At 71.5% G+C, this 18,199-nt stretch carries 22 protein-coding genes; 16 read left to right on the forward strand and 6 right to left on the reverse strand.

All coding sequences use genetic code 11. The features are described 5' to 3' along the window. Positions 1 to 15 precede the first annotated feature (15 nt). Together AW273_RS29700 and AW273_RS29705 are read right to left on the reverse strand one after the other, a co-directional pair. Positions 16 to 1,656 carry a thiamine pyrophosphate-binding protein gene (locus tag AW273_RS29700; protein WP_062355261.1) on the reverse strand — a complete coding sequence of 547 codons (1,641 nt, stop codon included), beginning with the start codon at positions 1,654 to 1,656 and terminating at the stop codon, positions 16 to 18. Continuing rightward, complete coding sequence (locus AW273_RS29705; protein WP_062355264.1) at positions 1,653 to 2,426, reverse strand: cyclase family protein; 774 nt, start codon at positions 2,424 to 2,426, stop codon at positions 1,653 to 1,655. The genes AW273_RS29700 and AW273_RS29705 overlap by 4 nt, the downstream gene beginning before the upstream one ends. A gap of 120 nt (positions 2,427 to 2,546) precedes the next feature. On the opposite strand from AW273_RS29705, the gene AW273_RS29710 reads away from it, so the two are divergent. The 9 genes from AW273_RS29710 (at position 2,547) to AW273_RS29750 (ending at position 8,426) form a co-directional block, all read left to right on the forward strand. Then, on the forward strand, positions 2,547 to 2,837 hold the full coding sequence (locus AW273_RS29710) for a hypothetical protein (protein WP_062355267.1): 291 nt from the start codon (positions 2,547 to 2,549) through the stop codon (positions 2,835 to 2,837). A gap of 12 nt (positions 2,838 to 2,849) precedes the next feature. After that, the gene (locus tag AW273_RS29715; RefSeq protein WP_062355270.1) at positions 2,850 to 4,244 is read left to right on the forward strand and encodes a sensor histidine kinase; all 1,395 of its coding nucleotides are present in this window, start codon (positions 2,850 to 2,852) and stop codon (positions 4,242 to 4,244) included. Next, complete coding sequence (locus AW273_RS29720; RefSeq protein WP_062355273.1) at positions 4,241 to 4,903, forward strand: response regulator transcription factor; 663 nt, start codon at positions 4,241 to 4,243, stop codon at positions 4,901 to 4,903. The genes AW273_RS29715 and AW273_RS29720 overlap by 4 nt, the downstream gene beginning before the upstream one ends. A 90-nt stretch (positions 4,904 to 4,993) precedes the next feature. Continuing rightward, the gene (locus AW273_RS29725) at positions 4,994 to 5,467 is read left to right on the forward strand and encodes a hypothetical protein (protein WP_062355275.1); all 474 of its coding nucleotides are present in this window, start codon (positions 4,994 to 4,996) and stop codon (positions 5,465 to 5,467) included. Further along, positions 5,464 to 6,015: a class F sortase gene (locus AW273_RS29730; protein ID WP_198168426.1), complete on the forward strand. Its 552-nt coding sequence runs from the start codon at positions 5,464 to 5,466 to the stop codon at positions 6,013 to 6,015. Before AW273_RS29725 ends, AW273_RS29730 begins: the two co-directional genes overlap by 4 nt. 56 nt (positions 6,016 to 6,071) lie before the next feature. After that, complete coding sequence (gene dhaK, locus AW273_RS29735) at positions 6,072 to 7,064, forward strand: dihydroxyacetone kinase subunit DhaK (protein ID WP_062355281.1); 993 nt, start codon at positions 6,072 to 6,074, stop codon at positions 7,062 to 7,064. Next, positions 7,064 to 7,651: a dihydroxyacetone kinase subunit DhaL gene (gene dhaL, locus AW273_RS29740; protein ID WP_198168427.1), complete on the forward strand. Its 588-nt coding sequence runs from the start codon at positions 7,064 to 7,066 to the stop codon at positions 7,649 to 7,651. Before dhaK ends, dhaL begins: the two co-directional genes overlap by 1 nt. After that, a complete protein-coding gene (dhaM, locus tag AW273_RS29745; RefSeq protein ID WP_062355283.1) occupies positions 7,651 to 8,031 on the forward strand; it encodes a dihydroxyacetone kinase phosphoryl donor subunit DhaM in 381 nt (126 codons plus the stop codon). The genes dhaL and dhaM overlap by 1 nt, the downstream gene beginning before the upstream one ends. An 11-nt stretch (positions 8,032 to 8,042) precedes the next feature. Continuing rightward, complete coding sequence (locus tag AW273_RS29750; RefSeq protein WP_062355285.1) at positions 8,043 to 8,426, forward strand: cupin domain-containing protein; 384 nt, start codon at positions 8,043 to 8,045, stop codon at positions 8,424 to 8,426. Between the two features lie 24 nt (positions 8,427 to 8,450). Here AW273_RS29750 and AW273_RS29755 read toward each other — a convergent pair whose 3' ends face one another. Beyond that, positions 8,451 to 8,708, reverse strand: a complete 258-nt coding sequence (locus AW273_RS29755) for a Smr/MutS family protein (RefSeq protein ID WP_062330266.1) — start codon at positions 8,706 to 8,708, stop codon at positions 8,451 to 8,453. A gap of 106 nt (positions 8,709 to 8,814) precedes the next feature. Beyond that, positions 8,815 to 9,243: a CBS domain-containing protein gene (locus tag AW273_RS29760; RefSeq protein ID WP_062355288.1), complete on the reverse strand. Its 429-nt coding sequence runs from the start codon at positions 9,241 to 9,243 to the stop codon at positions 8,815 to 8,817. Positions 9,244 to 9,377: 134 nt separating this feature from the next. Between AW273_RS29760 and AW273_RS29765 the strand changes: the two genes are divergently transcribed. Further along, the gene (locus tag AW273_RS29765) at positions 9,378 to 10,703 is read left to right on the forward strand and encodes an aminopeptidase P family protein (protein ID WP_062355291.1); all 1,326 of its coding nucleotides are present in this window, start codon (positions 9,378 to 9,380) and stop codon (positions 10,701 to 10,703) included. On the opposite strand, the gene AW273_RS29770 is transcribed toward AW273_RS29765, so the two are convergent. Then, positions 10,697 to 11,353: a L,D-transpeptidase family protein gene (locus AW273_RS29770; protein ID WP_062355294.1), complete on the reverse strand. Its 657-nt coding sequence runs from the start codon at positions 11,351 to 11,353 to the stop codon at positions 10,697 to 10,699. The two genes, AW273_RS29765 and AW273_RS29770, sit on opposite strands and share 7 nt — an antisense overlap. 96 nt (positions 11,354 to 11,449) lie before the next feature. On the opposite strand from AW273_RS29770, the gene AW273_RS29775 reads away from it, so the two are divergent. Further along, positions 11,450 to 12,088, forward strand: a complete 639-nt coding sequence (locus AW273_RS29775) for a 4'-phosphopantetheinyl transferase family protein (protein WP_062355297.1) — start codon at positions 11,450 to 11,452, stop codon at positions 12,086 to 12,088. Here AW273_RS29775 and AW273_RS29780 read toward each other — a convergent pair. Next, on the reverse strand, positions 12,085 to 13,023 hold the full coding sequence (locus AW273_RS29780) for a cation diffusion facilitator family transporter (protein ID WP_062355336.1): 939 nt from the start codon (positions 13,021 to 13,023) through the stop codon (positions 12,085 to 12,087). The two genes, AW273_RS29775 and AW273_RS29780, sit on opposite strands and share 4 nt — an antisense overlap. Positions 13,024 to 13,083: 60 nt before the next feature. Here AW273_RS29780 and AW273_RS29785 point away from each other — a divergent pair, with 60 nt between their 5' ends. From AW273_RS29785 to AW273_RS29805, 5 genes are all read left to right on the forward strand, one after another. Then, positions 13,084 to 13,539, forward strand: a complete 456-nt coding sequence (locus AW273_RS29785; protein WP_062355300.1) for a MarR family winged helix-turn-helix transcriptional regulator — start codon at positions 13,084 to 13,086, stop codon at positions 13,537 to 13,539. A gap of 25 nt (positions 13,540 to 13,564) precedes the next feature. Beyond that, positions 13,565 to 14,203 (forward strand): LppX_LprAFG lipoprotein, encoded by a 639-nt coding sequence (locus AW273_RS29790; protein ID WP_062355303.1) that lies wholly within the window; start codon positions 13,565 to 13,567, stop codon positions 14,201 to 14,203. Between the two features lie 54 nt (positions 14,204 to 14,257). Next, positions 14,258 to 15,748: an MFS transporter gene (locus tag AW273_RS29795; RefSeq protein WP_232327665.1), complete on the forward strand. Its 1,491-nt coding sequence runs from the start codon at positions 14,258 to 14,260 to the stop codon at positions 15,746 to 15,748. Between the two features lie 147 nt (positions 15,749 to 15,895). Then, complete coding sequence (locus AW273_RS29800) at positions 15,896 to 16,348, forward strand: DUF6220 domain-containing protein (protein ID WP_062355310.1); 453 nt, start codon at positions 15,896 to 15,898, stop codon at positions 16,346 to 16,348. Continuing rightward, positions 16,345 to 18,199: multicopper oxidase family protein (locus tag AW273_RS29805; protein ID WP_062355314.1), on the forward strand; the 1,855-nt coding region annotated here is incomplete at its 3' end. The genes AW273_RS29800 and AW273_RS29805, both read left to right, overlap by 4 nt.

Genomic DNA, 18,199 nt, shown 5'->3' on the forward strand with positions numbered 1-18,199 from the left:
CCTACGCGCGCCCGGTCAGTGCCCCTTGAACGCCTCCTCCAGCCACCATGAGCCGCGTTCCCGCGTCACCTTCGCGTGCACGAGAAGCGGCAGGTCACGGGGCCCGTCGAGCCACTCACGCACCGAATCCAGATCGGCCGGGGCGCGCACCGTCACGGCCGCGCAGCCGAACCCGCGCCCGATGGCGGCGAGGTCGACCGGCGGGAAGGTGACGGTGTCGTGCGGGGCCCCGTGGAAGTGGTGGACCTCGGCGCCGTAGCCCTCGTCGTCGTACACCACGACGACCATCGGCAGCCCCAGCCGCACGACGGTCTCGAGCTCGGCGATCCCCATGAGCGCGCCGCCGTCGCCCAGCGCGGCGACGGGCAGCCGGTCGGGCCGCGCGAGGGCCGCGCCGATGGCGGTGGCCAGCCCGAGGCCGATCGACTGGAACGACTGGGTGAAGCAGAACCCGTGTTCGTCGGGCACGTCCAGGAACATCGCCGGATATCCCATGAAGTTGCCCGAGTCGACCGACACGATCCGCTCGGCCGGCAGCAGTTCGTCGAGGCGGATCGTCAGCGTGCGGGGGTCGATCCGCCCCCCGCCGCTCTCGTCGTCGTAGGCGACGTCCTGCCAGCGCCGCCCGGCCGCGATGCGCGCGGCCAGCTCATCGCTCCGGTATCCGCCGCGCCGATCGGGCATCAGCTCCGTTACGGCTGTCGCACACCCCGCGACCTCCCCGACGACTCCGAAGCTCACCGAACGGTGCGCCCCCAGCGCCGAGGCGTCGAGGTCGACCTGCACCACCGTGGCCGACGGGGAGATGAGCGCGCCGTGCCGCATCGTCCACATGTTCAGCGCGCAGCCCCAGCCGACGATGAGGTCGGCGTCCCGGATGAGCTCGGCCGCGAGCGGCGTGGCGAACCCGCCCGAGACGTCCAGGTCCCAGGGGTTGCCCTTGAACAACCCGCGCGCGACGGCGGAGGTCGCCAGCAGCGCCCCGGCCCGCTCACCGAGCAGTTCGAGCTCCCGCCGGGCCCGCCGGGCCCCGCGTCCCGCGACGAAGACCGGCCGTTCGGCGGCGGCGAGGACCTCGGCCAGCCGCTCGAACGACCCGAGGTCGGCGGACAGGGGCGGCGTGTCCTCCGGAGCCCCGAGGGGCTCGACCGGCCCGGCGTCGGCCTCGCCGGCCTCGTGTCCCTGCACGTCGAGCGGCAGGTTCAGCAGCACGGCCCGCCGCTCCCGCAGGGCGAGGCGATAGGCCGCGACCGCCTCCGCGACGGCCGTCTCCGCCGACGTGACGCGCCAGGACAGGGCGCCGACGGCGTGGGCGAGCGCCGCCTGGTCGACCCAGAAGTTGGAGAGCGGCGAGGTCACCTCACCGGCGAGCACCAGCAGCGGGGTGCGGCTCTTGGCCGCCTCGGCCAGCCCGGTGATCATGTTGGTCAGCCCCGGCCCCTGGTGCACGGTCACCACGCCGACCTCGCCCGACATGCGGGCGTAGGCGTCGGCCATGGTGGCGGCGCCGCCCTCGTGCCGGGCCGCGACGTAGCGTGCTCCCCCGGCCACGAGCGCGTTGGTCACGTGGAAGTTCCCCGAGCCGACGACCCCGAAGACGGTACGGACCCCCTCGGAGGTCAGCGCCCGCCCGATCGCCTCGTCGACGTTGGTCACCGCTCGACCAGCGCCAGGACACGCACCGGCGACCCCGACCCGCCCGCGATCGGCAGCGGCGGCGCGACCACCACGGCCCCGGTGGCCGGCAGCCGGTCGAGGTTGCGGAGCTGGGTCAGGCCGTACTTCCCGGCGCCGAGCAGGAACGAGTGGCACGGGAAGGCCGGGTCGAAGGAGTGGGCGGCGCCCGCGTCGGTGCCCACCGTCTCGACGCCGAGCCCGACGATCGGGGTCTGCTCGGCCAGGTAGCGGGCGCACTCGACCGAGACGCCGGGCGTGTGCGGGCCCGTCTCGTCGGCGTTGAGGAACTCGGCCTGGTCGTGGGCGCGGACGTCCCAGCCGGTCCGGTAGAGCAGCCAGCCGCCCTCGGGCAGCGGCCCGTGCTCGGCCTCCCACGCCTTCACGTGGTCGATCTCCAGCAGGAAGTCGGGGTCGGCGGCGGCCTGCGCGGCGAAGTCGAGCACGACGGCGGGCGCGAGCAGCTTCGACGGGGCGACCTGTGAGACGTCCTCGCCGTCGCGGGCGGTGACCCAGTGGACCGGGGCGTCGAAGTGGGTGCCGGTGTGCTCGCCGGTCGAGATGTTGTTCCAGTACCACCCGGGGCCGCGGTCGTCGTACCGGCTGATCTCCCGCAGCGTGAACGGCACGGTGTTTCCGAACGGCTCGGGCAGCATCAGGATCGGGGTCGACTCGGCCAGCGGCGCGGTCAGGTCGATCACCTCGATCGAACCGCCCTTGATGCCTTCGACGAGATCACGCAGCACCGACATGAGAGAACCCTTTCCTCGACCTTTCGGTGATCTTCCTACAGGTTCGGCGACACGGGGAAGATGAGAGTCTTCTCATCGTGCTCCCATGATCTTCTCCCGAAAGGGCCCGACACTGGGGCCATGGGTCGCAGGGTGTCGGTGTTGTCGCTGATCGCCGGGGCGGTGGTCGCCGCGCTGGCCGTGTCCGGCGTCTTCGCGGCGTTCGGCGACGACGGCCCCCAGTTGGGCGGCCCCGTCGTCGTCACGGTCGAGCCGTCCGAGACGGCCGCCCCCGCCGAAGAACCCACGCCCCGCCCGTCGACGTCCCCGGCGAAGAAGACTCGTGGCGAGCCGGTCAGACCGCCACCCCCGAAGCAGGGCGGAGACGACGACGGAGATGACGACGACGATGACGACGGTGACGACGACTGATCGCGGGGTCCGATGAGCGCCCGTGCCCGGATCGTGGGCTGGATGCTCTTCCTGGTGGCACTCGCCCTGTCGGTGTCGTTGTCGGCGACCTGGAGCATCCTGCTCGGCCGCCTCGACGCCCGCGTCAGCGCCGAACTGGAGAACGAGACCGAGAAGCTCCGCCGGCACGTCGCCAACGAGACCGCCGGCGGCCCGCCCGCCAGCGTGAAGACGCTGCTCGACGGGTGGTTGTCGGTGAACCCGCCCGACCGGTGGGAGACCTACTTCACGGTGGTCGGCGGCCGCATCGAGTCGATCCCCGGCGGTGACCGGCCCCCGGCCGCGCTCGACGCCGACGAGGACCTCGTGCGGAAGGTCGCGCGCGTCACCGAACGGCCGGTGGCCGGCTGGACCGACAGCACGGCCGGGCGGGTGCGCTACGCGGCGATACCGGTCCAGATCACCGGCGACCCGGCGGTCGGGCAGTTCGTCGTGGCCGTCTTCTACGACCGCCACCGCGAGGAGGTCGTGGCGTCGGTCCAGGTGCTCGCGATCACCGGCCTGGCGGCGCTGGCGCTCGCGGGCGCGGCCGGGTGGTTCGTGGCCGGACGGGTGCTGGCCCCCATCCGGCTGGTGCGCCAGACCGCCGAGGCCATCTCCGACAGCTCCGACCTGACCCGGCGGCTGGAGGTCACCGGCAACGACGACGTGGCGGCGCTGGCGGCGACCTTCAACCACATGCTCGACCGGCTCGACCAGGCCTTCGCCGCGCAGCGCAGGTTCGCCGACGACGCCGGCCACGAACTGCGCACCCCCATCACCGTGATCCGGGGCCACCTGGAGCTGATGGGCGACGACCCGCACGACCAGCGCGACACCCTGGCCCTCGTCAACGACGAGCTGATCCGGATGAACCGCCTGGTCGACGACCTGCTGACGCTCGCCAAGGCGGGCCAGCCCAACTTCCTCACCCTGGAGCCGGTCGAGCTGGCCGAGCTCCCGGTGGCCGTGGTGGCCCGCGCGCGCGGCCTGGCCGACCGCAAGTGGCGCGTCGACGAGGTCGCCGAGGAGTACACGATCGCCGACCGGCAGCGGCTCACCCAGGCGCTGATGCAGCTCACCGCCAACGCGGTGCGGCACACGCAGGAGGGCGACCTGGTCGCGGTCGGGTCGGCGGTCCGCGACGGGCAGGTCGTGTTGTGGGTGCGCGACAGCGGCCCGGGGGTGCCCGTGGACGACCGCGAGCGCATCTTCCAGCGGTTCGAACGCGCGCGCATCGCCGGTGAGGGCTCGGGCCTCGGCCTGTCGATCGTGCGGTCGATCGCCGAGGCGCACGACGGCCGGGTGTTCGTGATGGACGCGCCCGGCGGGGGCGCCCAGTTCGTCCTGACGTTTCCGATGGTGGCGGAGAAAGTGGAGATGGCGTGAACAACATCCTGATCGCCGAAGACGAGGACCGCATCGCCGCGTTCCTGGAGAAGGGCCTGCGGGCCAGCGGATTCGTCACCACCGTGGTGACCGACGGCCTGGCCGCCTACGAGCACGCCAGGGCGGGCCACTACGACCTGATGATCCTCGACCTCGGCCTGCCGCTGAGCGACGGCTTCACCGTCTTACGCCGCCTGCGGGCGGCCCGCGCCGAGATCCCCGTGATCATCCTGACCGCCCGCGACAGCGTCGGCGACACGGTCGCGGGCCTGGAGGGCGGCGCCGACGACTACATCGCCAAGCCGTTCGCGTTCGAGGAGCTGCTGGCCCGCGTCCGGCTGCGGCTGCGCGCCGAACGCGCCCCCGAGGCGACCGTGCTGCGCGTCGGCGACCTGGCCCTCGACCTGCGCACCCGCCGCGCCCACGCGGGGGAACGCTCCATCGACCTGTCGACGCGGGAGTTCGCGCTGGCCGAGGCGTTCTTCCGGCATCCGGAGCAGGTCCTGTCGCGGGAACAACTCCTCAGCCAGGTCTGGGGCTTCGACTTCGACCCCGGTTCCAACGTCGTGGACGTCTACGTGCGCTACCTGCGCCGCAAGATCGGCTCCGACCGCATCGAGACCGTGCGCGGCACCGGCTACCGCCTCAAGGCCCGATGAGACCGCTCTAACCCGGCTCTCAGAGAGGCCCAACCCCCGCTCACAACCCTGATCTCAGCACCGGAACACGACCCCGAACAGGGAGCTGAGATGAACCTCGAAGCACGCCGGGCCCTCCTGGCCCTCGCCGCCTTCGCCACCGTGGGCTGCACCACCGCCGCCCTCCCGTCCACCGCCCACGCGGCCCCCGTGTGGACCACCACCGCCACCGACGACGATGACGACCGAGGCGGAGCCGACGACGACGAACGCCCCAGCGGCGGTGTGGAGACCGGCAAGGGCGGCGCGTCCGACGACGATGACGACCGCGACGACGACCGCGACGACGACCGGCCACGCGGGGGCGTGGACACCGGCTCCGGCGGCACCCAGGACGACGACGATGACGACCGCCCCAGTGGCGGCGTCGACACCGGCATGGGGGGCGCGGCCGACCTGCGGTTCGTCTCGGCCGAGGAGGGCACGAGCCCGTGGGTGCCGCTCGGCATCGCCGGGATGGCCGGCGTGGGTGCCGTCACCGGTCTGATCGTGCTGGCCCGGCGGCGTCAGGGCGCCGGGTCGTGAGGGCGTACACGATGAGGGCGGGCGCCTTCCTCGGCGGTGCGCTGCTGCTCGCGGCGTGCGCCGGGGAGGGCGCGCCGCCGGCGCGGGCGGCCCTCGCGGCCGCGAGTGAGGACGTCGCGGACCCGGCCCGGGTCCGGATCCCGGCCATCAGGGTCAACTCCAAGATCATCCCGTTGAGGCTGGACGGGAAGGGCAAGCTCATCGCCCCGAAGCGGTTCGACGTCGCGGGGTGGCACAGGTCGGGCCCGGAGCCGGGTGAGAAGGGCGTGGCGGTCATCGCCGCGCACGTCGACTCGACGTCGGGCCCGGCGGTCTTCTACCGGCTGCGCGAACTCAAGCCCGGCCACAAGGTCACCGTCGACCGCGCGGACGGGTCGAGCGTGACCTTCACGGTCTACCGGGTCGCCCGCTATCCCAAGAACGGCATCCCGGACCGGCTCGTCTACGCCTCCGGCGGCGGCGCCCAGCTCAGGCTGATCACCTGCGGCGGCGTCTTCGACCGCGCGCGGCGCTCCTACCGCGACAACATCGTGGTGTTCGCCCGCTGATCGCCGGGAAGGGGAAGCCGTGAGGAACGGCTTCCCCTCTCGCCGTGGAGGCACCCGTGAAGAAACTCATCAACGCCGTCGGCGACGTCGTGCCCGACACGCTCAGGGGCATGGCCGCCGCCCATCCGTCGCTGCGTGTCGACGTCGGGAACCGGATCGTGCTGCGCGCCGCCGGCCCCACCCCGGGCAAGGTCGGCCTGGTCTCGGGCGGCGGCTCGGGCCATGAGCCGCTCCACGCGGGCTTCGTCGGTTACGGCATGCTCGACGCCGCCTGCCCGGGAGAGGTCTTCACCTCGCCCGTCCCGGACCAGGTGATCGAGGCCACCAAGGCCGTCGACGGCGGCGCGGGAGTGCTCCACATCGTCAAGAACTACACCGGCGACGTGCTCAACTTCGAGATGGCGGCCGAACTGTGCGCCGAAGAGGGCGCCCACGTGGTGAGCGTGCTGGTCGACGACGACGTCGCCGTCCAAGACTCGACCTACACGGCGGGCCGCCGCGGCACCGGCGCGACGCTGTTCGTGGAGAAGATGGCCGGCGCCCTGGCCGAACAGGGCGCGCCCCTGGAGGCGGTCGCCTCGATGGCCCGCACGGTCGACGCCCGCAGCCGCTCGTTCGGCGTGGCGTTCTCGGCGTGCACGGTCCCGGCGGCCGGCAAGCCGACCTTCGACCTGGGGCCCACCGAGATCGAACTCGGCATCGGCATCCACGGCGAACCGGGCCGCTCGCGGGATCGCCACCGGGAGGCCCGCGAGCTCGTCCGCCTGGCCATGGACGCCCTCAACGCCGACCTGCCGTTCTCCGGCGACGTGCTGGTGATGGTGAACGGCATGGGCGCGACCCCCCTCATGGAGCTCTATGTCGCCTATGGGGAGGTGGACGCGTACCTGCGGGAGAAGGGCGCGACCGCCACCCGGTGCCTGGTGGGCGACTACGTGACCAGCCTCGACATGGCCGGGTTCTCGATCACGACCTGCCTGCTCGACGCGGAGCTGACCTCGCTCTGGGACCACCCGGTGGAGACCCCGGGCCTGCGGTGGGGGCGCTGATGGACACGGCCTTCTTCCTGCGCTGGATCGCGGTCGTCACCGAGCGGGTCCGCGCCGAGCGCGACCACCTGACCGACCTCGACCGCGCGATCGGCGACGCCGACCACGGGGTCAACCTCGACCGGGGCTTCACCGCCGTCGAGGAGGCCCTGGCGGGCCGATCTCCCGAGACCCCCGCAGACGTGCTGACGACCACGGGCACGACCCTGATCCGCAAGGTCGGCGGGGCCTCCGGTCCTCTGTACGGCACTCTCTTCCGCACTCTCGGCCGTTCGGTCGGCGACGTGGCCGAGGTCAGCCGGGAGGCGCTGGCCGAGGCGTTCGCGCAGGGCCTGGCCGCCGTCATGAAGCTGGGCTCGGCCCAGGAAGGCGACAAGACGATGATCGACGCGCTGGCTCCGGCCATACCGGAGATGAGAACCTCCTTCGACGCCGCGGCGCGGGCCGCCCTCGACGGCGCGCGGGCGACGACGCCGCTGCTCGCCCGCAAGGGCCGCGCCAGCTACCTGGGCGAACGCAGCATCGGCCATCAAGACCCCGGCGCGACGTCCATGGCGATCGTGATCGACGCGCTGAGGGCCGCCTGATGGTCGGCATCGTGCTGGTCTCCCACAGCGCCGGCCTGGCCGAGGAGGCGGCGGCCCTGGCCGTCGGCATCGCCGGCGAGGACGCCCCGATCCGCCCGGCGGGCGGCACCGAAGACGGCGACCTGGGCACCAGCCTGACCAAGCTGGAGGAGGCCGTCGCCGAGGTCGACCAGGGCGACGGCGTGGTCCTCATCATGGACCTGGGCAGCGCCGTCCTCACCGCCCGCGCCTTCGTCGAAGACCGCGCCGATGTGGTGCTGGCCGACGCCCCCTTCGTCGAGGGCGCCGTCAACGCCCTGGTCACCGCCGGAACCGGCGCCCCGCTCGACGCGGTCGTGGCCGCCGCCGAGGAGGCCAGGACGATCGGCAAACTCTGCTAACCTCGCCGCTCGTGACAGAACGGGTGTACGTAGGCAACGCGAACGCCGACGCGCTGCTCGACCGAGGCTGGCTGCTCGGCCACTTCCGGCCCACCGGAGACGCCCGGCACAGCGACGAGGTCGAGATCAAGTGGGGCGTCCACCCGGCGGGCGAAGAACGCACCCAGTGGGTGAGGGGCGAGTCCCGCACGGCGATGATCGTCCTGATCAGCGGCCGCTTCCGCATGGAACTGCCCGGCCGGAGCGTGGTGCTGGAGAAGCAGGGCGACTACCTGGTGTGGGGGCACGGGGTCGACCACTCGTGGGTCGCCGAGGAGGAGTCGGTGGTCCTGACGGTCAGATGGCCGTCTGTCCCGGGCTACCGGGCCCCGGCTGCGCCGAGTCGGGGTCGGTGACGGTGCGGACGACGATCAGGTCGATCACTTGTTGTGCCGGAAGTACACGAACAACCGGCCGTGGTTCTTCGCGTCCTTGTCGATCCGGTGATAAAGCGCCTTGATCTCCTTCTGGTCGAGGAACCGCAGCACCTTCTTCTTGAGCTGGCCCGATCCCTTCCCGGGGATGATCTCGACCTCGGTCGCCTTCTTGTCGATGGCCTCCTGGATGATCCCGCGCAGGGCCCGGTCGATCTGGTCGCCCTTGTTGAAGATGTCGTGCAGGTCCAGCTTCAGCTTCATGGTCGGGAGTCTAGGTCGCGGCCACCCGCGGACACCAGGCGGCGACGCCGTCCGGTGGCACGGCGACGGCCCGGCGGGACTGCCGCCGGGCCGTGTTCCCAGGAGGTCAGCCGTGCAGATAGCCGACGAGGTGGGCGCGCTCGGTCTCCAGTTCCTCGATCGCGCTCTTGACGACGTCGCCGATGCTGACGATGCCGATGAGGCGTCCGTCCTGGACGACCGGAACGTGCCGGAAGCGGTGAACGGTCATGGTCTTGCGTAGATCTTCAACGTTCTCGTCGGGGCCGCAGGTGCGGACCTCGACCGTCATGATGCTGGAGACGGGCTCGCTGAGCACCGCTCCGCCTCGCATGTGCAGGTGCCGGACGATGTCCCGCTCCGACACGATGCCCGCGATCGCGTGGCCGTCGGCGGAGACGACCACGGCGCCGATGTTGTGCTCGGCCAGCAGGCTGAGCAGGTCGGTCACAGTGGCATCCGGGGGAACGGTCACCACGTGGGCGCCCTTTCCCTGCACGATCGTCCCGATGAGCAATCGACACCACCCTTCTGCTTGTCTCCTCAGGCAACAACTTGTGGTGACGCTGCGTCAAGAGCGGGGCCGGATTTTTCACATTCCCCGAAATCACTCTTAATGTGCTGGTGGAATGTGAAATACCATGCGTCGTCATGACGACCGAGAACACCGGTTCCCATGACCTCCCGATCACGCCGGAGCTGGCCGCGTTCATGACGACGGGCTGGGCCGACACAGGTCAGGACGACCTGCCGCAGGTGCCCGTGGCGGCGTACACGCGGAAGAGGAGGGCCAGGCTGGCCCAGCGGTTCCCGGGTGAGCGGCTGGTGATCCCGGCCGGCGACCTGAAGGTCCGCAGCAACGACAGCGACTACCGGTTCCGGGCCCACAGCGCCTACGCCTATCTGACCGGCGCGCGGGAGCCCGCCGACGTGCTGGTCATCGAGCCGTCCGGCGAGGCCGTGCTCTACCTGCGGCCCCGCTCGCCCCGCTCCCAGGGTGAGGAGTTCTACCGCGACCGGCGGTTCGGGGAGTTCTGGGTCGGCCGCCGCCCCGATCTCCGGGAGGCCGCTTCCCTGTACGGCCTGGAGACCGCCCACATCGACGACTTCCGCCCGGGTGGGCGCACCCTCGACCAGGACGCCGAGCTCACGTCGTACCTGTCGGAGATGCGGCTGATCAAGGACGAGCACGAGATCGCCGAGCTCCAGCACGCCGTCGACGCGACCACGCGGGGCTTCGAGGACGTCGTCCGCGCCCTCCCCCGGGCGCTCGGGCACCCCCGGGGCGAGCGCTACGTCGAGGGCATCTTCGGCCTGCGGTCGCGGCTGGAGGGCAACGCGACGGGTTACGACTCGATCGTGGCCTCGGGCGCGCACGCGTGCGTGCTCCACTGGATCCGCAACGACGGCCCCCTGGACCCGGCCGACCTGCTGCTCCTCGACGCGGGCGTGGAGACCGACGGCCTCTACACCGCCGACGTCACCCGCACCTTCCCGCTGTCGGGCCGGTTCTCACCGGTCCAGCGCCAGGTCTACGACCTCGTGTACGACGCCCAGAACGCCGCCATCGCCACCCTGCGGCCGGGGGCCCGCTTCCGCGATTTCCACCTGGCCGCGATGCGCGTGATCGCCGACGGCCTGGCCGGGTGGGGCCTGAAGTCCGACTTCGAGACGGGGCTCTACCGCCGCTACACCCTGTGCAGCAGCGGCCACATGCTGGGCCTGGACGTGCACGACTGCGCGAAGGCCAGGGCCGGGACCTACCTCGACGGCGTGCTCGAAGAGGGCATGGTGCTGACCGTCGAACCCGGCCTCTACCTGCAGCCCGACGACCTGACGCTGCCGCCGGAGCTGCGCGGGATCGGGGTGCGGATCGAGGACGACCTGGTGATCACCGCCGACGGGGCCCGCCTGATGTCCGGCGCGCTCCCCCGCTCGTCCACCGGGATCGAGGCGTGGCTGGAAGGCCGTCAGTAGATCCACACCCTCCCGCCGATCGGCAGGCTGCCGGACTTCCACAACCAGTTCATGGCCTCGTACGACACCCGGACGCACCCGTGCGAGGCCGGCTTCGGCGGGACGTACGCCGACCCGTGGATGGCGTAGCCGCCGTGGAAGTACTTGGGCCGGTAGAGCACCCCCAGCGGGGACTTCTCCATCTTGTTCACCTGCCGCTGCACGGTGAACACGCCCCGGGGCGTGGTGGCGATCTTGCCGCCGCCGTACGGCTTGCCGTTCCCGCCGGAGGTGTTGAAGACCTTCACCACCTTGCCGCCCCTGACGACCATCAGGAGCTGCCGCCCGAGATCAACCTCGACGAGGTCCCCGCTGGTGCTGCGCGCGACGGGCACCCAGCCCCGCCGGATCCTGCGGTCGACCTCCTCGTTCCAGCGGGCGGTCGTCCTGAGCCCGTTGACCTTCTGGACGGCGAACATCGCCTGCGCCATGTCGGGCCCGTAGTAGCCGTTCCACGGTCCGGTGAAGTACCCCAGAGCGGACAGATCCTTCTGCAGCCGCCGGTTCGCCGCGCTCGTCGTGCCCGGTTTCGGGACGTCCGCCTGGTGACGGTGCGTGACCTTGTGCGGCCCTCGGTCGGCGTGCGCGGCGGCCGCCGGCGCCGCCCCCATAGCGGCTCCCACCAGCACAACCAGACATTTCGAACGGCTCATTGCTTACCCCCCGTAGTTCACTTGATCGACATATACCTCCAATACGCTGAGGTGATGCGCGCCCCTCTGGCCGTCGCCGGTTACACCGACGAAGTCCTGGACGCCGTCGGCGGGACGCTCACGGAGACCGAGCGGGCCCGCGCCGACCGGTTCACCCGGGAGCAGGACCGGCTCGATTTCGTGGCCGCCCACCTGCTGGTCCGTTACTGCGCGGCGAAGATCCTCGACGTGCGCTCGTGCGTGCTCACCCTCGAACAGCGTTGCGACCGCTGCGGTCGGCCTCATGGCCGCCCCTTCATCACCGAGGCCCCCGGGTTGTCGGTCAGCCTCGCCCACACCGCCGGGTACGTCACCGCCGCCGCGGGGTCCGGGAAGGTCGGCGTCGACGCCGAGCACGCGACCGGCGGGCAGGCCGACGAGAACCTGGTCGCGCTGGCCCTCACCCCGGCCGAGGCCGGGCTGGTCGGGATGGACAACCGGCGGCTGATCCGCCAGTGGGTGCGCAAGGAGGCACTGGTCAAGCGGGGTGAGCTGGCCCTCGACCGGTTGCGGGAGGCCGATCTGTCGAAGGTGCCGTTCGAGGGGCACGCACACGAATGGGAAGGCCGTCACCTGGTCGAGTGGACGGCCGGGACCGTGATCGCCACCGCGATCTTCGACGAGCCCGGCGAGCTCCAGATCATCGGCGGCTAGAACCGGTCTTCCGCCGAGGAGGTCGGGTCGAGGAACACCTCGCGGATCTCCGGGAAGTCGCGCCGCAGCCGCCGCTCCACCTCGGCAGAGGCCGATTCGAGCGCCGCCCCGGTCGCCTCGTCGACGAAGTCGACGCGGGCCGCGACCAGGATCCGGTTGGGCCCGATGACCACGGTCAGCAGCTCGATCACCCGCTCGATCTCGGGCCGCACCTCCAGGTGGGCGAGGATGCGCCGCTCCAGCGCGACCGACGCCGACCGGTTCAGCAGCAGGCTGGCGTTGGCCCTGATCAGGGTGACCGCCACGAACAGCAGCAGCAGGCCGATGGCGACCGACCCCGCGCCGTCCCATGCGGTGTTCCCGGTGAGCTGGGTCATGCCGAGCCCGCCGAACGCGATCAGGATGCCGGTCAGCGCCGCGCCGTCCTCCAGCACCACGGCCTTCAGCATCGTGTCGGAGGTCCGTCTGAGCAGCGCGAACGGCCGCGTCTCCCACCGCGTGGCCGACGTGCGCAGTTGCCGCAGCCCCTGGAACATCGAGACGCCCTCAAGCACGAACGACACCGCGAGCACGACGTAGGAGACGGTGAAGCCGGTCAGCTCCTCGCCGTCGAAGATGGTGTGGAACCCGTGGGTGATCGAGAACCCGGCCCCGACCACGAGGGTGAAGCAGGCCGCGACCAACGCCCAGAGAAACGCGGAGTTGCCGTAGCCGAGAGGATGCCGCCGGTCGGCGGGCCGCTCGCCCCGCTTGATCGCGGTGAAGAGCAGAACCTCGGTCACCGTGTCGGCGGCGCTGTGGGCGGCCTCCGACAACATGGACGCCGAGCCGCTCAGCAACCCCGCCACCAACTTGGCGACCGCGATGGCGAGATTGGCCCCACCTGCGACGATGACCGTGAGAAGGGAGTCACCGCCACCGGTTTTGTCGTTCATGTTCGACATCGTGTCATGCTCCCGTGTACGACGGTGACAGACGATCTTTAGACTGGTGGGATGGCAGACCCCCGCTGGCTGACGGCCGACGAGCAGAGAGCGTGGAGGGCCCATCTGACGGCCCACCGGCTCCTCACCCACCGCCTCGACCGCGAGTTGCAGGAACACGGGCTGTCGTTCAACGACTACGAGATCCTGGTCAACCTGTCGGAGAGCCCCGACCACCGGATGCGGATGAGCGACCTGGCCGACGCGACGGTCCAGTCGCGCAGCCGCCTGTCCCACCAGATCTCCCGCATGGAGCAGGCGGGCCTGGTGACCAGGGAACTGTGCGAAGACGACCGCCGTGGAACGTTCGCCGTCCTTACCCTCCACGGCTACCACACGATCGAACGCGTCGCCCCCGACCACGTGGCCGGGGTGCGCGCCCACTTCATCGACCTGCTCAACCCCGACCAGATCCGGGAGGTCGAAGAGATCTACACACCCGTCGTGGCACATCTCCAGGGGAGGTAGCGCCCGGGGGGCTAGCATCCCTGGCGTGAGAAGAATCCTGTGCTTGGCGGCCTTGGTGGCTTTCGTCACGGCCTGCTCCTCCTCGACGACCGAGGGCGGCCTCCCGGCGGCGCCCGACGTCCTGAAGAAGTCGGCGGCGGCCATGAGCGCCGTCAAGACGGTGGCCTTCTCCCTGACGACCGAGGGCGACCCGCCGATCCCCGTGAAGACCGCCGAAGGCGACCTGACCCGCGAGGGCGACGCCAAGGGCAAGCTCCAGATCATGATCGGAGCGCTCCAGGAGCTGGAGTTCGTCCTGGCGGGCGACGCCGTCTACATCAAGGGCCCGACGGGCGGCTTCCAGAAGTCGATGTCCAGGGCCCAGCTCGCGGCGCTCTACGACCCGAGCGCGGTGGTGACGGCGGTCCCGACCCTGTTGTCGTCGGCGAAGGGCGCGACGATCGAGGGCGAGCAGAACGGGGTCTACACGGTCAAGGTGACCCTGCCGGGCGACCCGCTGAAGAAGATCGTCCCCGGCGTGACGGGCGACCAGCCGGGAACCCTGATGATCGACAAGGCGACGAGCCGCGTGACGGCCATCGACCTGCCCCTGAACGGCGGCACGGTCAAGGTCGCCCTCACCGACTACGACGCCCCGGTGACGATCGAGGCCCCGGCGGTCTGACTCTGGACGACGAGGCGTGCGTGGCCGTCTGTTTCAGCGGTTAATCTCGGCCTCGTGGAGTCTGTGGAGGAGGAGTCCCGGGTCGTTTCGGCTCGGTCGAACCGGCGGGTCGTCCTCGGGGTCACCGGGGCCGCCGTGCTGCTGGCCGCGCTCGACGCCTATGTCGTCGTCACCGTTCTGGTCGACATCGCGGCCTCGGCGAACGTGCCCGTCAACCGGCTGGAGCGGGTCACCCCCGTGGTCACCGGCTTCCTGCTCGGCTATGTCGCCGCGATGCCCCTCCTCGGGCAGTTCTCCGACCGGTTCGGGCGGCGGGCGGTCATCCAGGTCTGCCTGGCGGGGTTCGCCCTCGGGTCCCTCATCACGGCGCTGGCGGGCTCCGTCCCGCTGCTCACCGCCGGGCGGGCGGTCCAGGGCGTCGCGGGCGGGGCGCTGCTGCCGATCACCATGGCGCTCATCGGCGACCTCTGGGACGCCCGCAGGCGGCCCACCGCCCTCGGCGCGGTGGGGGCGGCGCAGGAGCTCGGGGCGGTCCTGGGGCCCCTCTACGGGGCGGGGCTCGCGGTGGTGCAGGTCGGGTTCCTCGACGGGTGGCGCACGATCTTCTGGGTCAACCTCCCGCTGACCGCGCTGGCGGCGGTGGCGGTGCACCGCTACGTACCGGCCGGAACCCGGACCGCCACCAGGGTCGACGTGCCGGGCGGGGTGCTGCTGGCCCTGGGACTCGGGCTGCTCGTGGCGGGGCTCTACAACCCCGAACCGGGCGAGCGGGTGCTCCCCTCGTGGGGGCTCCCGGCCGTCGTGGCGGGGGCGGTCGTCCTGGTCGTGTTCGTCGTCTGGGAGTTGCGGACGCGCACGCGCATCCTCGACCTCACCGGCATCCGCAAACGGCCCGTCTTCGCGACGCTGGGCGTCAGCTTCCTGGCGGGGGCGGCGCTGCTGGTGACGCTGGTCGACGTGCAACTGGTGGCGCAGACGCTGCTCGGCGCCGACGCGACCGGCGGGGCGCTGGTGCTCACGCGGTTCCTGGTCGCGCTCGCCGTCGCGGCGTTCGCGGGGGGCACGCTGGCGCGCCGGTTCGGCGAACGGCCGGTCACCGTGGCGGGCATGGTCGTCGCGACCGCCGGTTACGTCCTGATCAGCCGGTGGCCGGTCGTGCCGGGCGGGTCGTCGATGGACGTCGACCTCGTCGTCGCCGGGCTCGGCCTGGGGCTGGTGATCGCGCCGGTCAGCTCGGCCATCCTCACGACCATCCCGGCCGTCCAGCACGGCGTCGCCTCGGCCGCCGTCGTGGTCGCCCGCATGATGGGCATGCTGCTCGGCGTGGCGGCGCTGTCGGCCTACGGGTTCCACCGGTTCCAGACCCTCACCGCCGACCTCGACACCCCCCTGCCGTTCGGGGTGTCGCCCGAGACGTACCAGAAGCAGCTCGACGTCTACACCCAGGCGGTGCAGGCGGCCCTGCACACCGAATACTCGGAGATCTTCCTCATCACGGCGGTGCTCTGCGGCGTCGGGGCCGTGGTGGCGCTGGCGATGGAGTAGGGGGATACTCAAGCCGCCTCGGCAGAGCGGGGCCAGGATCGCAGAAGGCCGCGATCCCGGGCGTTCAGGACGCCGGTCCCATGTGCTCGGGACACCCTTTGGCCCACAGTTGGCGCCAGCGACACCACTCTGTCTGGGGGATCCCATATGCGTAAGGTCTTCTTCGGCTTCACGGTGATCATGTTCATCTCCGTGATCGCCCAGTTCTACTTCGCGACGTTCGGCGCCTTCGAGCGGCCCACGCCCGCCTTCGGCGCCGAGGACGCCGCGATCATGCCGCACATCCTCAACGGCACGATGGTCCTCCCGCTCCTGTCGATCCTGACCACGATCGTGGCGGCGATCGCCAAGGCCGGGGGCCGTCTCATCCTGCTGTCGATCACGCCGCTGCTGCTGGTCGTCGTCCAGTTGTTCGTGATCTTCGAGCTCGCCGCGATGCTCGGCGCCGAGGAGAACAGCACCAGCACCGCGAGCCTGGTCGTGCTCGGTTTCCACGCCCTCGACGGCGTGGCGATCCTGTGGGCGTCGGTCGTGCTGATGAAGAAGGCCCGCGACCTCACCAAGGCCGCGGCGTCCGCGCCCCAGGCCGCCGTCGCGTGACCACCGCGCTCGCCGGCGGCCTCGACCAGATCGTGGTGGTCGTCGCCGCCGTGGTGTGGGCCGCCGCGGCCGGTTTCGCGTTCGCCGCGTTCCGGCCGCCGCACGACCCTCGGTTCCACCTGGCCGCCCTGGCGCTGAGCGCCGGGGCGGTCGTCGTGAGCGGGGTGCGGGTGGTGCTCACGGTGCGGCTCATGCAGGCGGGGTGGTGGTTCGTCGCCGAGAAGGTGCTGCTGGCCCTGCCTCTGCTGCTGGTCCCGATGGTGTACGCCCTCACGACCACCGTCCCGGCGCTCCTGCGGCGGGACCGGGACCCGAAGAAGGCCTACCCGCTGATCCTCACCGCCATCGGCGCCATCATCGGGGTTGCCTGCGACGTGATCGTCTCCTACCCGGTGACCCTGTCGTCGGCGCTGGTCGTGATGCTCGTCGGGGGCGGCGCGGCGGCACTGGCGTGGCGGCTGGTCGCGGGCGGAGGCGGCGACCGGAGGCGGATCGCCGGGTTCGCGGTGGCGCTGACCGGCATCGTGTGGGCGGTCACCGGCAGCCTCTCCGGCACGCCGATGCACGCGGGCCACGACACGGCCGCCGGCGGCGTCTCCGTCGCCACCCTGCGCGGCCCCGCCGACCCGGACGCCCGCGAATACACCCTGACGGCGAAGCCGTCGAGCCTGACCGTCGGCGGCCGGACCGTGGAGACCTGGTCGTTCAACGGCCAGAACCCCGGCCCGACGCTACGGGTCAGGCAGGGCGAGACGCTGGAGGTGACGCTGCGCAACGAACTGCCCGGCGACCAGGGCGTGACGATCCACTGGCACGGCTACGACCTGCCCGCCGGCGAGGACGGCGTGCCCGGCGTCACCCAGGACGCCGTCAGGCCCGGGGGCGAGCACGTCTACCGCTTCAAGGCCGACGACCCCGGCACGTACTGGTATCACTCCCACCAGAACTCCAGCGTCGCCGTGGCGAAGGGCCTGTTCGGGCTGCTGATCGTGGAACCCGCCGACGGCGACCACACGGTGGCGATCCACTCCTACGGCAACGTCCAGACCCTGACCTTCGACGACCGGCCGCCCACCGACCGGCAGGTCACGGCCGACATCCCGCCCGGCACCCCGGTCCGGCTGCGGATCGCCGACACGAACAGCACGCCGGTCACCCTGGGCCTGTCGGGCGTGGACTTCCTGCTGCGGTCGGTCGACGCCCGCGACGTCGCCGGCGCCACGCCGCTGAGAGACCGGCGCGTCAAGCTGGCCGCCGGGGGCCGCTACGACCTGGCCTTCACCATGCCCGACGGCCCGGTCATGCTGAGCGTCGAGGGCCATCCGGGCCTGGCCCTGAACGGCCAGACCGCCCCGGCGACCGGTGAGCCGCTCGACGTCACCCGCTACGGCGCCCTGCCCGAGCCGCGCGCGGAGTTCGACCGGGAGTTCGACCAGGAGATCGTCTGGGTGCTCGACAAGACGTTCGCCATGGTCGACGGGGTACCGAGGCTGGCCCACACCGTCAACGGGAAGGGCTATCCGAACATCCCGACCCCGGTCGTGCGCGAGGGCGAACGCGTCAAGATCACGATCGTGAACCGTTCGGGCGACCTGCACCCGATGCACCCCCACGGCCACCACGTCGAGGTCCTGTCCCGCGACGGCCGCGCCGCCAACGGGATGCTCGTCGACACCTTCGACGTCGAACCGGGCGAGGTCTGGGTGGTCGCGCTGACCGCCGACAACCCGGGGTTGTGGATGTCCCACTGCCACGACCTGGCCCACGCCGTCCAGGGCATGGAGTTCCACGTGGCGTACGAGGGGATCACGACGCCCTACGACATCGGTGGCCCGGCGGGCAATCACCCCG

The organism is Herbidospora yilanensis (assembly GCF_001570565.1).
GTDB classification, from domain to species: domain Bacteria; phylum Actinomycetota; class Actinomycetes; order Streptosporangiales; family Streptosporangiaceae; genus Herbidospora; species Herbidospora yilanensis.

Bases quoted from the DNA above. Each gene is read 5' to 3' on its own strand.
- AW273_RS29705 (WP_062355264.1), bottom strand. From the start codon at position 2,426: ATGTCGGTGCTGCGTGATCTCGTCGAAGGCATCAAGGGCGGTTCGATC.
- AW273_RS29710 (WP_062355267.1), top strand. From the start codon at position 2,547: ATGGGTCGCAGGGTGTCGGTGTTGTCGCTGATCGCCGGGGCGGTGGTC.
- AW273_RS29715 (WP_062355270.1), top strand. From the start codon at position 2,850: ATGAGCGCCCGTGCCCGGATCGTGGGCTGGATGCTCTTCCTGGTGGCA.
- AW273_RS29725 (WP_062355275.1), top strand. From the start codon at position 4,994: ATGAACCTCGAAGCACGCCGGGCCCTCCTGGCCCTCGCCGCCTTCGCC.
- dhaL (WP_198168427.1), top strand. From the start codon at position 7,064: ATGGACACGGCCTTCTTCCTGCGCTGGATCGCGGTCGTCACCGAGCGG.
- dhaM (WP_062355283.1), top strand. From the start codon at position 7,651: ATGGTCGGCATCGTGCTGGTCTCCCACAGCGCCGGCCTGGCCGAGGAG.
- AW273_RS29755 (WP_062330266.1), bottom strand. From the start codon at position 8,708: ATGAAGCTGAAGCTGGACCTGCACGACATCTTCAACAAGGGCGACCAG.
- AW273_RS29765 (WP_062355291.1), top strand. From the start codon at position 9,378: ATGACGACCGAGAACACCGGTTCCCATGACCTCCCGATCACGCCGGAG.
- AW273_RS29770 (WP_062355294.1), bottom strand. From the start codon at position 11,353: ATGGGGGCGGCGCCGGCGGCCGCCGCGCACGCCGACCGAGGGCCGCAC.
- AW273_RS29775 (WP_062355297.1), top strand. From the start codon at position 11,450: ATGCGCGCCCCTCTGGCCGTCGCCGGTTACACCGACGAAGTCCTGGAC.
- AW273_RS29780 (WP_062355336.1), bottom strand. From the start codon at position 13,023: ATGAACGACAAAACCGGTGGCGGTGACTCCCTTCTCACGGTCATCGTC.
- AW273_RS29785 (WP_062355300.1), top strand. From the start codon at position 13,084: ATGGCAGACCCCCGCTGGCTGACGGCCGACGAGCAGAGAGCGTGGAGG.
- AW273_RS29800 (WP_062355310.1), top strand. From the start codon at position 15,896: ATGCGTAAGGTCTTCTTCGGCTTCACGGTGATCATGTTCATCTCCGTG.